We start from the raw sequence: 15,385 nt of genomic DNA, 5'->3' as shown, positions 1-15,385 counted from the left end.
TAATTCTCCCTCCACCTTTTCTTCAAATTTTTCCCTATTTTTATTGTACAGCAATAGAAAGTAATTATGGGAATATTATGGAAATCGGTATCGGCAATATAAAAAGTAATATAACTTGTCGAAAGAACAAAATGATAGTGATTTATATTATGTCTGTAATATGAATCAAAAATGAACTTTTTATATTTCTTTTAAAAATGTGTTGAACACACATTATATTTCATATTAATATTTTTATGTAGATTTAAAACGAGAAAGAGAGTGGAAAGTATGGGCCGTAAATGGAACAATATTAAAGACAAAAAAGCATCGAAAGATGCAAATACAAGCCGTATATACGCGAAATTTGGACGTGAAATTTATGTGGCGGCAAAACAAGGAGAGCCAGATCCAGAATCAAACCAAGCGCTTAGAGTCGTATTAGAACGTGCGAAAACATACAATGTACCAAGAACAATTATTGATCGTGCAGTTGAAAAGGCAAAAGGCGGTTCAGAGGAAAATTATGACGAGCTTCGTTATGAAGGATTTGGACCAAATGGAGCTATGGTTATTGTAGATACACTTACAAATAACGTAAACCGTACTGCAGCAGATGTACGAGCTGCATTTAGCAAAAACAGTGGTAACATGGGTGTAAACGGTTCTGTAGCTTACATGTTTGATGCGACAGCTGTTATCGGCCTTGAAGGTAAAACATCAGATGAAGTTCTTGAAATTTTAATGGAAGCAGATGTTGATGCACGTGACATTCTAGAAGAAGAAGATTCTGTTATCGTGTATGCTGAACCTGATCAATTCCATTCAGTACAATCTGCACTTAAAGGTGCTGGTGTTGAAGAATTTACAGTTGCAGAATTAACAATGCTTGCACAAAGTGATGTTACACTTCCCGAAGATGCTCAAGTACAATTTGAGAAAATGGTTGATGCATTAGAAGATTTAGAAGATGTGCAACAAGTTTACCACAACGTAGACTTAGGAGAATAATACGATAGAAGCCCTGTCCGTTTAACGGATAGAGGCTTTTTTTATGAAGTTAATTAAGTTGATGAATTAGTAAAGGTATTTTGTTGTAGACAGGGAATATGCTTATAGGGATATATGAAATAATCATTATTTCTAGGAGGTTTAATATGGAACATAAAACACCAAAGCATATCGTTGCTGTAGCAGGTTATTTAACAAATGAAAAAGATGAAGTGTTATTAGCTAAAGTACATTGGCGATCGGATACGTGGGAGTTGCCAGGAGGACAGGTGGAAGAAGGAGAAGCGCTCGATCAAGCAGTTTGTAGGGAAATGTTTGAGGAAACCGGTTTAACTGTGAAGCCGGTTGGAGTTACAGGTGTTTACTATAATGCTTCTATGCATATTTTAGCTGTTGTTTTTAAAGTGGCATATGTGAGCGGTGAAATAAAAATTCAACCTGAAGAAATACAAGAGGCTAAATTTGTTGCTTTAAATGAAGAGAATATAGATGAGTATATAACGCGTCCTCATATGAAATCCAGAACGCTTGATGCGATGAGAGCAACACATTATATTCCGTACGAAACGTGGGAAATACAGCCGTATAGTTTAATAGGAAGATTGTAAAGAAAAGAGTGACTGATTTGAGATACATTCAAATCACTACTCTTTTTTTTGTATACTGTTTAAGAAAAAGGTCAAAATAATAATAGCGCTAGTATTGATTTGTAGAACGTTTGTTCTGTATAATGGATTTATCCCGCTATTTGCCGGGCAGCTCAATTGGTGAGGGCTAATAATCAGTGGGGATGAACAAAACCTCCACTGATTAAAGTTTCACTTTATATGTTATATACATTTAGATTACTAGATAGTTAAAAGTACATATATTTGTAGATGATATAATTAAAGTGTAAAGTGAAAATATAATAGTCTTAAGGGTTACTCTCTTATTGGTTATTCGTACTTTAACATACCTATATTCAATATTTCAGATGAATAGTAGATAAAAAAAGACTGTGATACAATACTTTTTTATCCGACTATTTGCTGGGCAGTAAGCCTGATTGATGAGGGCTTATTAAAGTTTCACTTTATACCTTACAATGATGTAAGGTACGTGTAAGAGAAATCGATGGGATATTTTTTTACAACAATGTATTCTTAAAGTAAGAGTTATATGCTGTGTGGAAAAGAGGTGTTCAAGATGAAAGAACGAGTATTATCTAGGGTGAACTATCATCAAAAAGTTGCATTAAATCCAATGACTAAACTTTTTTATAAAGCCATTATATTATTATTATTGTTAAGTTGTACGTTATTATTCATTGGAAATGTAATGATTGAGCAAAGTGATATTAGTAAATTACATGTGCCGGCTAAGTTAGAGGTACCAGAATCATTAACACATGCATTTATTGCGACAGAAGATAAAAGATTTTATCATCATAACGGTTTAGATTATATAGCAATTATTAGGGCCTCTGTTGAGAATATAAAGGCTGGTGGTGTCGTACAAGGAGGAAGCACGATTACACAGCAGCTATCTAAAAATGCTTTTTTAACGAATGAACGTACATTTTCTCGTAAGTGGAAAGAGATTTTTTATACGAAAAAAATTGAACGTACATTTACGAAGGATGAAATTTTAAAATTATATGTAAGTAACATTTATTATGGAGAAGGAGCATGGGGAATTGAAAAAGCAGCAAACCTTTACTTCGGTAAAAAGGTGAACCAATTAACGTTGGCTGAAAGTGCAATGATGGCTGCTGTAGTAAAAGCACCTGCTTATTACTCACCTGCCCAAAATTATGATAAAGCAGTAGAGAGACGAAATGTCGTTTTGAGACTAATGGAGAAAGAAGGCTATATAAGCCATGATGAGTATGTTCAAGCAGTTAGTGAGAAATTGGTAATTCGTCATGATATAAAAATAGAGCAGTCGATGTTAAATAGCGCGCGTAAAAAAGCAGTAAGTTAAGAGAAGTTCCTACAGAGGAGCTTCTTTTTTTGAATAAATTGTGACAAATTGTGACACAATATCGTCACAATTATTGTGTTTTTGTAATTTATGTGAGCGTGTTCATTGCGTGACGTATATAAGTGTTGATATTATGTGTATTGTGTACAATGCTGTATACAGAATATGAATTTAAAGAGGAATGTATATGAAATCAAATAAACTCATGGCTCTTGGTATAGTTTTTTCTATCGCAGTATTGATTGTAATTGGAACAATTGCGTATAGCATCATAAATGACAAAAAAGATAAAGGGAATGAGATGTTTGCTTATTCCACGCAACAATCTTTAGGGAAAGATGATGCTCCAGTTAAGGTAGTTGAATTTGGAGACTTCAAATGTCCTGCTTGTCGTACTTGGGATGTAACAGTATTACCTCGATTAAAAGAAGAGTATATTGATAAAGGCAAAGTGCAGTTATATTTTATTAACTTCCCATTTATCGGAAAAGACTCGGATTTAGGTGCAGCAGCTGGTGAAGCAATTTATAAACAAGATAAAGATTCATTCTGGATTTTCTATGATGAGATTTATCAAAATCAAAAGAAAGATACGGAAGAATGGATTACAGAAGATTTGCTTCTTAGCATTGTGAAAGAGAAACTTCCAAAAGTTGATGTAGAGCAATTTAAGAAAGATTTACACAGTAAAGAAATTACAGAAAAAGTACGTAAAGATTCAGATCGTGCTCAAAAATTAAAAGTTCAAGGTGCTCCTTCAGTATATGTAAACGGAAATCTTGCAAACCCTGATTTCGATAGTATGAAGAAGGCCATTGATAAAGAATTGAAAAAGTGATGAGGTCTCTCATCACTTTTTCGACTTTTTTCGATAAAATTCTTGCCTCTATTTTTTTAACATGCTATACTACTTTACATAAGTTATTCTAATATCTTATATGTAATTCATATTTGCGGGTGTAGTTTAGTGGTAAAACAAGAGCCTTCCAAGCTCTGGTCGAGAGTTCGATTCTCTTCACCCGCTCCAAATTTTATTAAATGTTTTTCTATAAATTGTGATCAACGCAGTGTTTCGTTTCCGAGATAAACGAGGCATTGCGTTTTTTAATGTTTGAAAAATATAATTACATGCGAAAATAGAAGTAAATAATAGTATTCCAAAAGTGAATTACTAACCAATAAAGTCGTTACATAAGGGATGATGGATTCATCTGAGGAGGCGATTAAGAGTGGATTTTGAACAATTAAAGCAAGATGTAATTGCGTATAGTAAAACAATTGGCATAGATAAAATAGGCTTTGCGAGTGCTTCTCCTTTTGAGGAATTAAAGCAGCGCTTAATCCAGCAACAACAATTAAATTATCAATCTGGATTTGAAGAGCCTGATATAGAGAAGAGAACGAATCCGCAACTTTTATTACAGGGTGCTAAATCAATTATTGCGATTGCTTTAGCATATCCTTCAAAATTAAAAAATGCACCATTAAGTAAGCGTGGAGAACGCCGTGGAATTTTTTGCCGTGCTTCTTGGGGACAAGATTATCATCTTGTTTTACGAGATCGTTTGCAAAAATTAGAAGCATATTTAATTGAAAAACTTCCGGATATAGAAGTGAAGTCCATGGTTGATACAGGTGAATTAAGTGATCGAGCTGTATCAGAGCGTGCAGGCATTGGCTGGAGTGGGAAAAACTGTGCTATTATTACACCTGAATTCGGTTCGTACGTATACTTAGGGGAAATGATTACAAATGTTCCATTCCCGCCAGATAAGCCGATAGAAGATCAATGCGGGGGCTGTACGAAATGTATCGATATTTGTCCTACAGGTGCTTTAATACAGGGGGGACAGTTAGATTCGAAGAAGTGTATTGCGTTTTTAACACAGACGAAAGGATTCCTACCTGAAGAATATCGCGATAAAATAGGAAATCGTATATATGGATGTGATACGTGTCAGACTGTTTGCCCGAAAAACAAAGGAATGGATTTTCATAATCATCCTGAGATGGAGCCGGACCCTGAGCTAGTTAAACCATTATTAACGCCACTTTTAACAATTAGTAATCGTGATTTTAAAGAGAAATATGGGATTATGTCAGGGTCATGGAGAGGGAAAAAGCCACTGCAAAGAAATGCGATTTTAGCATTAGCACATTTTAAAGAAGCATCGGCAATTCCTGATTTAATTGGTGTTATGAAAGATGACCCAAGACCGGTATTGCGCGGAACGGCAGCATGGGCACTTGGGAAAATTGGGGGAGATGGAGTAGGCGAAGCGATTGAGAAAGCGATGGAACGTGAGAAAGATGAAGAAGTACTTCATGAAATGAAGCGCGGGCTTGAATTGTTAGCACAGAAAAAAGAGTAGATAATATTTCCCTTTTTCATATTGTAATATGGGAGGGAAACGAAATGGCTGTAAAAATGAATATTGAAAAGCAAGTACAACAGTTTTTAGCATATATCACAGAGAAACGAACAGACGTGGATGGTATTGCTGAGGATTTACTACAAATGGCACAGAGAAAGAAACAATTGTTTCAAAGGCGTAGTGCACATATAGTGAAAGCAACTGCGGATGTTTCTTTCATTAGACAATTAAATAGTAATGACCATCAAGAAATTGATTATCAAATACATTTTAAATATTTAATTAAGCATAAAGAATTATTTTATATTGAAGAGGAACAATTAAAACGAAGAGTTTGTTTAAATAATAGTCGGATTATAGGCGATTATGATATTGAAGTGTCAGAAGAAATTAGAATGGGTGAGACATTAGAAAGGGAAATTACGAAAGAGAAGTACGGTTCTTATCAGTATAATCGTTTAGAGGCAGTGAAATATGCAGAGCGTTGGTGGGATGACCGAAATCCTATGTATCGTAATTTCCCTGATAATTGTACGAATTTTATTTCTCAATGTCTTCATACTGGAGAAGTACCTATGAACGGATATCCTAATATTCGTAAAGGATGGTGGCAAAGGGAGAATCAGTGGAGTTGGAGCTGGGCTGTTGCACATTCTTTTTATTGGTATTTGTCAGGTGCTACAATAGGACTTCGAGCAGAGGCGGTAGAGAGGCCAGAAGAACTTATTCTTGGAGATGTTATTGCTTATGATTTCGAGGATGACGGAAGATGGAATCATACGACGATTGTAGTAGCAAAAGATGCAGATGGTATGCCGCTTGTAAATGCACATTCAGCGAATAGCCGTCGACGTTATTGGAACTATGAAGACTCTAGTAAATATACACCACAAATGAAATATAAATTCTTTCATATTATTAATGGGTAGAGATTTTTCGCTCAAGTGGTATAATACGTAGTAGACAAAAAACAGAGGTGAATATCGCGTGGGAGTACATGTTGTTTTATATCAGCCAGAAATTCCAGCAAATACAGGGAATATTGCTCGTACTTGTGCAGCAACTGGAACAGAATTACATTTGATTAGACCGCTTGGATTTTCAACGGATGATAAAATGTTAAAGCGTGCCGGATTAGATTATTGGCAGCACGTGAAAATTACGTATTATGATTCAATTGAAGAATTTTATGAAAAAAATAAAGATGGTGAATTCTTCTATTTAACGAAGTATGGCGAAAAAGCTCATACAGCGTTTGACTATAGCAAGCGCGAGAAGGATTACTATTTTGTATTTGGAAGAGAAACAAACGGCTTACCAGCTAATGTAATCGAAGAAAACTTTGATCATTGTTTACGTATTCCAATGACAGATAAAGTACGTTCATTAAATTTATCTAATACAGCAGCAATTTTAATTTATGAAGCGTTCCGTCAACAAAATTACCCTGGATTAGATTTAGAAATCGTTTATTAAAAGTCGCCATATGGCGACTTTTTTTTATAAAATAAAAATAATATGTAATCATACATTTAAAAGAGGGGACATAATCATATAGAATGGGATATATGATTAAAAATAGATAAGACGGGTTGAGATAAATATGAAGGAAGAATATAGTAATCAAAATACCTTTTTAAGTATGATAGATATGGATTTAATTAGACAAGGATTATTACATGCTATTCAAGATTTAGTATTTATTTTGAAAGTTATTGATGATGAAACGTTTAAATATATGTATGTGAATAGAATAGGAATGGATTATGCTAGGTTAAGCGAAGAGTGCTATGGAAAAACTTTTGCAGAAGTATTACCAAAAGATATAGCGGGGATATTGCAAAGGCAATATGAAAAAGTAGTGAGAGAAGCGAAAGCACACACATTTTGTGATGTAGTCAAATTACAAAAAGGTGAGATACATTATGAATCTTCACTTAATCCTGTCTGCGATGAAGAAGGAATATGTCAATTTGTTATTTGTATTACAAGAGATATTACAGCTCAAATTGAGGAGAAGACAGAGATAGAGGAAAAACAAATGTTATTTAAGTCGTTACTAGAATATAATAATGACTCAATTATATCTATAGATTCTATAGGGAGAGTTACATATGCAAACCCGGCAACGTATGAAATATTTGGATATCGGTATGAAGAGTTAAATAATAAATTTATTTTTGAATTCATTAATAAAGAATATGAAAAAGACTTTCAAATTCTATTTAAAGGAGCTCTGCAGGGAAGAGCAAAACAAATTGTTTCAAAGAAATATGTTCATAAAGAAGGGTACGAGCTATATATTTCTTTGAGAACTATCCCGATTATTGTGAACGGTGAAATTGTTGGAGTTTATATTGTTACGAGAGATGTTACAAGGCAAGTATTAAACGAAATGCGAACAGAATATTTAGCCTACTATGACCAGTTAACGGGATTAATGAATAGAATTTCATGTACAAATAAGTTAAATACTTTTTTAAAAGAGAGTATAAATTTTGCGCTTGTATTTATAGATTTAGATGAGTTTCATCGTATTAATGATACATTTGGTCATAAAGAGGGAGATAAAGTATTACAAAAAGTTACAGAATGTTTAAGCAATCTAAAAATAGAAGGTATGCACTTATTTAGAGAACACGATGATCAATTTGTTATGTTAATAGAAAATATAACGAAAGAATGTGTAGAGGAAATTGCAAAAGGCATACTGAAAAATATTAGTGAATATTTTGTAATCGAGGAAGAAGATGTATATTTAAGTGCGTCAATTGGAATTGTAATGGCTCCAGCAGATGGAGAAGATGAAAAAATACTATTTCAGAGGGTCGATGCTGCTTTAGAAAAAGCAAAAGAAAAAGGAAAAGGACATTATCATTTTTATTGTAGTGGATTAGACTGTGAGCGTGAACAAAGGTTTATAATAGAAAACCAGTTACATCGTGCTATAGAAAAAAATGAGTTTTTCTTATATTATCAGCCACAAATTAATATTGAAACGAAAAAAATAGCTAGTATGGAAGCTTTAATAAGGTGGGAGAATAAGGAATTAGGATTTGTTTCTCCAAATCAATTTATTCCGTTGGCAGAAAGAACAGGATTTATTATTAAGCTCGATGAATGGGTAGTAAATCAAGTGTGTCAGCAACTGCGCGAATGGTTAAATAAAGGATATGAAGTGGTCCCAATTGCAGTTAATATTTCAGCTAGACACTTTCGCTCTATTACATTAATAGAGATGATTACACGGGCTTTAAATAAGTACAATGTACCAGCTTATTTATTAGCGATAGAGGTTACAGAAGGAGCTCTTATACATAAAGATATATCGAAGAGAGTGTTACTACAATTAAAAGAACAAAATTTAAAGATTCATTTAGATGATTTTGGAACAGGCTATTCATCTTTAAGTTACTTGAAAACATATCCAATTGATACTTTAAAAATTGATCGTTCTTTTATGGAAGGCATACATATAGATGAACGTGATACGAATATTACAGCTGCAATTATTCATTTAGCTCATACTTTAGAACTGAATGTAATTGCAGAGGGAGTAGAAAAAAAGGAGCAAATACAGTTTTTGAAAGAAAAGAATGTGAAGCTTGTACAAGGTTATTATTATAGTCGACCATTATCCAAATATGATATGGAAAATATGTATTATAAATAATGTATAAAAAAATGATGTGCTAAAAGCACATCATTTTTTATGTGTACCTGGTTTGTCATTGTAACCAGATGTAAAAATAGCTGTAAGAAATGTGAGTGATACACCTAAAATTAATAATAATTTCATACTAATATCCTCCTTACTTTTTTCGGTTCACGAGTTCTATTTATTACCCAAAATGTATGTAAGGTTCTTAGAAGAAAAGAATTTATTTATAATGAATAGCAGTGTGAAAACGTTAATACCTATATTATACAGAATTTTCTTTGAATTTTGGAGAGAATTTTAGCGTGCTATTATATATTTCGTTTTGATTTAAAGAATGTTTAAGGACATCCTAGCATACCTTTTATAATAATCCGATTGAACAAGGAGATGGGGGAGGAGCTATAATGGATATTCTAAAAAAGATTGAACAGCATCGAGCAGCAGAAGAACGGTTACAATGGGAAGGTACGTTTGCGGAGTATTTGGAGCTTGTGAAAGAAAGACCATGGGTGGCTCAAACAGCACACTCTCGCATTTACAATATGATAAAAGATGCTGGAATTGAAGAAGTTGATGGTAGAAGAAAGTATAACTTCTTTAGTAATCAGCTCTTTGGATTAGAGGATGCTCTAGAACGTCTTGTAGAGGAATATTTTCATCCATCCGCAAAACGATTAGATGTTAGAAAAAGAATTTTATTATTAATGGGTCCTGTTAGTGGAGGGAAATCAACGTTAGTTACGATGTTGAAACGAGGATTAGAAACATATTCACGAACAGATCGTGGAGCAATTTTTGCAATTAAAGGATGCCCAATGCATGAGGATCCACTGCATTTAATTCCACATCATTTACGAGATGATTTCTTTGATGAGTATGGGGTTAGAATTGAAGGAAATTTATCACCACTAAATGTCATGCGTTTAGAGCAAGAATACGGATCAAGAATTGAGGATGTAGTTGTAGAGCGTATTTTCTTCTCTGAAGATCGCCGTACAGGGATTGGTACATTTAGCCCGTCTGATCCAAAATCACAGGATATTGCAGATTTAACAGGTAGTCTGGACTTTTCTACGATTGCAGAATATGGTTCAGAATCAGACCCGCGTGCGTATCGATTTGATGGAGAATTAAATAAGGCGAACCGAGGAATGATGGAGTTCCAAGAGATGTTAAAATGTGATGAGAAGTTTTTATGGCACTTATTATCGCTTACGCAAGAAGGGAATTTCAAAGCGGGAAGATTTGCGCTTATTTCAGCAGATGAATTAATTGTAGCGCATACGAATGAAACAGAGTATCGCTCATTTATAGCAAATAAGAAAAATGAGGCATTGCACTCAAGAATTATTGTAATGCCAGTTCCTTATAATTTACGAGTAAGTGAAGAAGAACATATTTATGAAAAAATGATTCGTGAAAGTGATGTGTCGAATGTTCACATTGCACCACACACACTTCGCGTTGCAGCAATGTTCACTATTTTAACTCGTTTAAAAGATCCGAAGCGTCCGGATATTGATTTAATTAAAAAGATGCGTTTGTATGATGGAGAAACGGTAGAAGGTTATAATGCGATTGATGTAGAGGAGCTACAACGAGAATATCAAGATGAAGGTATGAAGGGTATTGATCCTCGTTATGTCATTAACCGAATTTCGTCTACAATCATTCGAAAAGAGGTACCATCTATTAACGCGTTAGATGTACTTAGATCTTTAAAAGATGGGCTGGATCAGCATCCATCGATTAGTAATGAAGACCGTGAACGTTATATGAATTTCATCTCATTAGCGAGAAAAGAATACGATGAAATCGCAAAGAAAGAAGTACAAAAGGCGTTTGTTTATTCATATGAAGAATCGGCTAAGACACTTATGGATAATTATTTAGATAACGTCGAGGCGTACTGCAATAAATCGAAATTACGTGATCCGTTAACAGGAGAAGAAATGAGTCCAGATGAAAAATTAATGCGCTCAATTGAAGAGCAAATTGGGATTTCAGAAAATGCTAAGAAAGCGTTCCGTGAAGAGATTTTAATTCGCATTTCTGCTTATGCCCGTAAAGGAAAACGCTTTGATTATAATTCACATGAACGTCTTCGTGAAGCGATTCAGAAAAAACTATTTGCTGATTTAAAAGATATAGTGAAAATTACAACATCAACGAAAACGCCAGACGAAAATCAGCTTAAGAAAATCAATGATGTTGTTGCGCGTTTAATTGATGAGCATGGCTATAATTCTTCTTCAGCAAATGAATTATTACGCTATGTAGGTAGCTTGTTAAACCGATAGTTTGATAACAAAACGCTGTCTCTTGTATTTTGCGGGACAGCGTTTTATTATCCGTTCATATGTGTATAAAGTGTCATACCTTGTCCAAATGTAATAAATTAAGATGCAATTTCATGAATTTATTGTCAATTATTTTTACAATATGCATATGATAGAGTAACCAACCATTCATACGAAAAAAGCCAACACAATACAATATGTTGCAAAGTAAAAATGTGTGCAACAATGCATTGTGTTTCTTTCTTATCAGTGGCTGAATATTTCTTTCTATTATGTGAGTGGCAAAATTTTGTTTAGGATGCTCGGGTATTGTATGAAAAACGTTATAAATGTTTATGGGATGATTTTCTGTGGGCAGTTACCTTTCAAATATTCTAGCTTGCACAGTACAGAACAAAATTTATAGATTGCTGTTCATAAAGGAAGACAATTACAGTAAGGAGGGAAAGGAATGGGCGAAGAAAATCAACCAAATTATACGATTTCACAGGAAAACTGGTCCCTCCATCGCAAAGGATATGACGACCAACAACGCCATCAAGAAAAAGTACAAGAGGCAATTAAGAATAATTTACCCGATCTTGTAACAGAAGAAAGTATAGTTATGTCTAATGGCAAAGATGTTGTAAAAATACCAATTCGTTCTCTAGATGAATATAAGATTAGATACAATTATGATAAAAATAAACATGTTGGGCAAGGAAACGGTGACAGTAAAGTTGGTGATGTCGTTGCGAGAGATGGATCAGGTGGTCAAAAACAAAAAGGGCCAGGAAAAGGGCAAGGAGCAGGAGATGCAGCTGGGGAAGATTACTATGAAGCTGAAGTCTCTATTTTAGAATTAGAGCAGGCGTTTTTCAGAGAGTTAGAGCTGCCTAATTTAAAGAGAAAAGAAATAGATGAAAATCGGATTGAACATGTTGAATTTAATGACATTAGAAAAACAGGATTATGGGGAAATATCGATAAGAAACGAACAATGATATCTGCATATAAACGAAATGCGATGCGTGGTAAAGCATCTTTCCATCCAATTCATCAAGAAGACTTAAAGTTCCGCACTTGGAATGAAGTATTAAAGCCAGATTCAAAGGCTGTTGTGTTAGCGATGATGGATACGAGTGGATCGATGGGAATGTGGGAGAAGTATATGGCACGTAGCTTCTTTTTCTGGATGACAAGATTTTTACGAACAAAGTATGAAACAGTTGATATTGAATTTATTGCTCACCATACAGAAGCGAAAGTCGTCACAGAAGAAGAATTTTTCTCAAAAGGAGAAAGTGGCGGAACAATATGTTCTTCCGTATATAAAAAGGCATTAGAACTGATTGATAATAAATATTCACCAGACCGCTATAATATTTATCCATTCCATTTTTCAGATGGTGATAATTTAACATCAGATAACGCTAGGTGTGTAAAGCTTGTGGAAGAATTAATGAAGAAATGTAATATGTTTGGATATGGGGAAGTGAATCAGTATAATCGCCATAGTACACTCATGTCAGCCTATAAAAATATTAAAGATGAAAACTTTAGATACTATATTTTAAAGCAAAAAGCAGACGTATTTCATGCGATGAAAAGCTTTTTTAGAGAAGAATCAGGTGAGAAAATGGCATAACCTCTTTTAAAGAGGTTCTTTTTTTGTAAACTTTTTATTTTTTTAGTTGACAATGATAATGAAAATCATTATCATTTATTCGAGAAATGATTACATTTCGAATTATATATTTTGGAGGAGATGTAAAGTTGAAACAAAATAAAAGAAAACGTATAAATGCAATGATTATAGCGGCGGCGTTATCACTTCCGTTTGCTGTTTATTCAACACCTGCTTTAGCGGCAGTGGCAATTGAGGCGAATAAAACGGGACAAGGTTTAGAAGATGGTACATATGATGCTGTTATTAAAGCGTATAAAGATAAAACGAATGAAGAGTCTATGGCAGCTGTTTATATAAAGGATCCGAAATTAACAATTGAGAATGGAAAGAAAATTGTAACAGCAACGTTAAGTGATAGTGATTTCTTCCAATACTTGAAAACAGAGGATATTCATACGCCAGGTGTGTTTCATGATGTAAAGGTCCTATCAGAAGACAAAAAGAAAAATGGGACGAAGGTTATTCAATTTGAAGTTGGAGAATTAGGAAAAACATACAATATGCAAATGCATATTTATATTCCAACGATGGCCTATGATAATAAATATCAAGTGCAGTTTGAAGTAAATGCTATAAATTTAGAAAACAATGTTTTAGAAAAACAAAAGGAAAATAAAGAGGAGCAACAAGATGAAAACGGAAATGTAATATTAGATAAGCAATTACAAAAATATATTAATAAATATAACTTAGATAGAGATAATGTAGATGCGCCAATCACAAAGAAAGATTTATTACAAATTAAAACATTATCCATTTATTCAGGTAAAGGGATAAATGAAATAGCTGGTTTAGAGTATATGACAAATTTAGAGAAGTTGACGTTACGAGAGTCTAATGTAACAGATATATCAGCTATCTCGAAATTGAGAAGTTTGAAGTACGTTGATTTAACTTCTAATTCAATTGAAAGTATTCATCCAATTGGGCAATTAGAGAATATTAATATGCTTTTTTTAAGAGATAATAAAATTTCTGATCTTACACCATTAAGTAAAATGAAAAAAATCAAAACATTAGATTTAATCGGTAATAACATTAAAGATATCCAGCCATTATTTACATTATCAACTATGAAACAATTATACTTAGCAAATAATCAAATCAGTGATCTTAATGGAATTGATCGATTAAATAATGTGGAACTATTATGGATAGGGAACAATAAAATTAATAATGTTGAATCTATTAGTAAAATGAGTAATCTTATTGAACTAGAAATTGCTGATAGTGAAATAAAAGATATATCACCATTATCTCAATTAGGAAATTTACAAGTGCTGAATTTAGAAGAGAATTATATCTCTGATATATCGCCGTTGAGCACTTTAACAAATTTACATGAGATAAATCTTGGAGCAAATGAAATTTCTGACGTAAGGCCTGTTGAGGAATTAGGTAAGCGAATTTCAATTGACATTCAAAGACAAAAAATCTTTTTAAATGAAGCAAGCGTAGATGAGGAATTAAAAATCCCAGTATACAACCTTAAGGGAGAACCACTTCAAAATATTAATGTAAAAAGTGAGGGGGCTACTCTGAATAACGGATTTATAAAATGGAATAGTCCTGGAGAAAAAATATATGAATTTAAACTAGATACTAATTCTACTGAAAGTAAAATAAGATTTAATGGTACGGTTATACAGAATATAGTTGAAAAACAAAAAGAACGTGCAAATGTAATTCTCGATAAAACTTTACAACAACATATTAATAAAGAGAATTTAGGTAGAGAGAACTTAAACGCTCCTATCACAAAAGAAGATTTATTACAGGTTAAAAAATTAGAGATACTTAAAGAAAAAGGAAATGAGATAAAAGATATAACAGGTTTAGAGTACATGACGAACTTAGAAAACCTTACTTTAGAAGGAGTAGGCCTGAAAAATATTGATTTCATCTCAAACTTGAAACGATTGAATAATGTGAATGTATCTCATAATCAAATTGAAGATATAACACCGCTATCTTCATTGAAAAATTTACAGTGGTTAAATCTTACTGAGAATCGTATTACAGATGTAACGGTTCTTGGCTCAATGTTAGACTTACTTAGTTTAAAATTAGCTGAAAATGAGATTCGTGATGTAAGGCCATTAATACAATTAGGTCAGTGGGTAACAATTGATGTTAGAAGGCAAAAGGTCATTTTGGATGATGCAGAAATAAATAAAGAAGTGAAAATACCTGTATATGATTTAGAGGGAGAGCCAATTGAAAAGATTACACTAAAGAGTGAAGGTGGAACTCTTACTGATGAGGGAATCATTTGGCGTACTTTAGGAGAAAAAATATATGAATTTGATTTAGATGCAGATCATTATGAGACTGGCATATTATATAGTGGCATTGTAATGCAGAATATAGTAGAAAAATTAATACCAAAAGAAGAAGTGAAAGAACCAACAAAGGAAGTGGAAGA

Annotated in this window: 11 protein-coding genes and 1 tRNA gene; all 12 read left to right on the top strand. The window is 33.3% G+C overall.

From position 1 onward, the window contains the following. Nucleotides 1-270: 270 nt before the first annotated feature. Complete coding sequence (locus DN403_RS26310) at nt 271-990, top strand: YebC/PmpR family DNA-binding transcriptional regulator (RefSeq protein WP_000532954.1); 720 nt, start codon at nt 271-273, stop codon at nt 988-990. Between the two features lie 146 nt (nt 991-1,136). After that, nucleotides 1,137-1,598 carry an NUDIX hydrolase gene (locus DN403_RS26305; protein ID WP_149185905.1) on the top strand — a complete coding sequence of 154 codons (462 nt, stop codon included), beginning with the start codon at nt 1,137-1,139 and terminating at the stop codon, nt 1,596-1,598. A 580-nt stretch (nt 1,599-2,178) separates the two neighbouring features. Then, nucleotides 2,179-2,955 carry a transglycosylase domain-containing protein gene (locus DN403_RS26300; protein WP_000664718.1) on the top strand — a complete coding sequence of 259 codons (777 nt, stop codon included), beginning with the start codon at nt 2,179-2,181 and terminating at the stop codon, nt 2,953-2,955. Nucleotides 2,956-3,142: 187 nt separating this feature from the next. Then, nucleotides 3,143-3,793, top strand: a complete 651-nt coding sequence (locus tag DN403_RS26295; protein WP_000841308.1) for a DsbA family protein — start codon at nt 3,143-3,145, stop codon at nt 3,791-3,793. Nucleotides 3,794-3,908: 115 nt separating this feature from the next. Next, a tRNA-Gly gene (locus tag DN403_RS26290) sits at nt 3,909-3,982 on the top strand. Nucleotides 3,983-4,184: 202 nt separating this feature from the next. Then, a complete protein-coding gene (queG, locus tag DN403_RS26285) occupies nt 4,185-5,327 on the top strand; it encodes a tRNA epoxyqueuosine(34) reductase QueG (protein ID WP_149185904.1) in 1,143 nt (380 codons plus the stop codon). 44 nt (nt 5,328-5,371) lie between these two features. Continuing rightward, nucleotides 5,372-6,259, top strand: coding sequence for an amidase domain-containing protein (locus DN403_RS26280; protein WP_149185903.1), 888 nt, complete (start codon nt 5,372-5,374; stop codon nt 6,257-6,259). Nucleotides 6,260-6,317: 58 nt separating this feature from the next. Then, on the top strand, nt 6,318-6,806 hold the full coding sequence (trmL, locus tag DN403_RS26275) for a tRNA (uridine(34)/cytosine(34)/5-carboxymethylaminomethyluridine(34)-2'-O)-methyltransferase TrmL (RefSeq protein ID WP_000538147.1): 489 nt from the start codon (nt 6,318-6,320) through the stop codon (nt 6,804-6,806). Between the two features lie 127 nt (nt 6,807-6,933). Then, nucleotides 6,934-9,003 carry a sensor domain-containing protein gene (locus tag DN403_RS26270; protein ID WP_000657163.1) on the top strand — a complete coding sequence of 690 codons (2,070 nt, stop codon included), beginning with the start codon at nt 6,934-6,936 and terminating at the stop codon, nt 9,001-9,003. Nucleotides 9,004-9,395: 392 nt separating this feature from the next. Next, entirely contained in the window at nt 9,396-11,291 is a 1,896-nt protein-coding gene (locus DN403_RS26265; protein WP_000353273.1) for a PrkA family serine protein kinase, read from the top strand. Between the two features lie 451 nt (nt 11,292-11,742). Beyond that, complete coding sequence (gene yhbH, locus DN403_RS26260) at nt 11,743-12,918, top strand: sporulation protein YhbH (protein WP_000503516.1); 1,176 nt, start codon at nt 11,743-11,745, stop codon at nt 12,916-12,918. Between the two features lie 128 nt (nt 12,919-13,046). Further along, nucleotides 13,047-15,385 (top strand): leucine-rich repeat domain-containing protein (locus tag DN403_RS26255; RefSeq protein WP_149185902.1); only part of this gene is annotated, 2,339 nt, incomplete at its 3' end.

Origin of the sequence: Bacillus sp. AY2-1, assembly GCF_008368965.1 — a bacterium.
GTDB classification, from domain to species: Bacteria; Bacillota; Bacilli; order Bacillales; family Bacillaceae_G; genus Bacillus_A; species Bacillus_A thuringiensis_S.
Note: the sequence above shows the minus strand (reverse complement) of the source record. Positions and strands in the feature narration are given on the sequence as shown.

Excerpts from the sequence above, each read along its gene's own strand:
- DN403_RS26310 (WP_000532954.1), top strand. The coding sequence starts at position 271 with ATGGGCCGTAAATGGAACAATATTAAAGACAAAAAAGCATCGAAAGAT.
- DN403_RS26305 (WP_149185905.1), top strand. The coding sequence starts at position 1,137 with ATGGAACATAAAACACCAAAGCATATCGTTGCTGTAGCAGGTTATTTA.
- DN403_RS26300 (WP_000664718.1), top strand. The coding sequence starts at position 2,179 with ATGAAAGAACGAGTATTATCTAGGGTGAACTATCATCAAAAAGTTGCA.
- DN403_RS26295 (WP_000841308.1), top strand. The coding sequence starts at position 3,143 with ATGAAATCAAATAAACTCATGGCTCTTGGTATAGTTTTTTCTATCGCA.
- DN403_RS26280 (WP_149185903.1), top strand. The coding sequence starts at position 5,372 with ATGGCTGTAAAAATGAATATTGAAAAGCAAGTACAACAGTTTTTAGCA.
- DN403_RS26270 (WP_000657163.1), top strand. The coding sequence starts at position 6,934 with ATGAAGGAAGAATATAGTAATCAAAATACCTTTTTAAGTATGATAGAT.
- DN403_RS26265 (WP_000353273.1), top strand. The coding sequence starts at position 9,396 with ATGGATATTCTAAAAAAGATTGAACAGCATCGAGCAGCAGAAGAACGG.
- yhbH (WP_000503516.1), top strand. The coding sequence starts at position 11,743 with ATGGGCGAAGAAAATCAACCAAATTATACGATTTCACAGGAAAACTGG.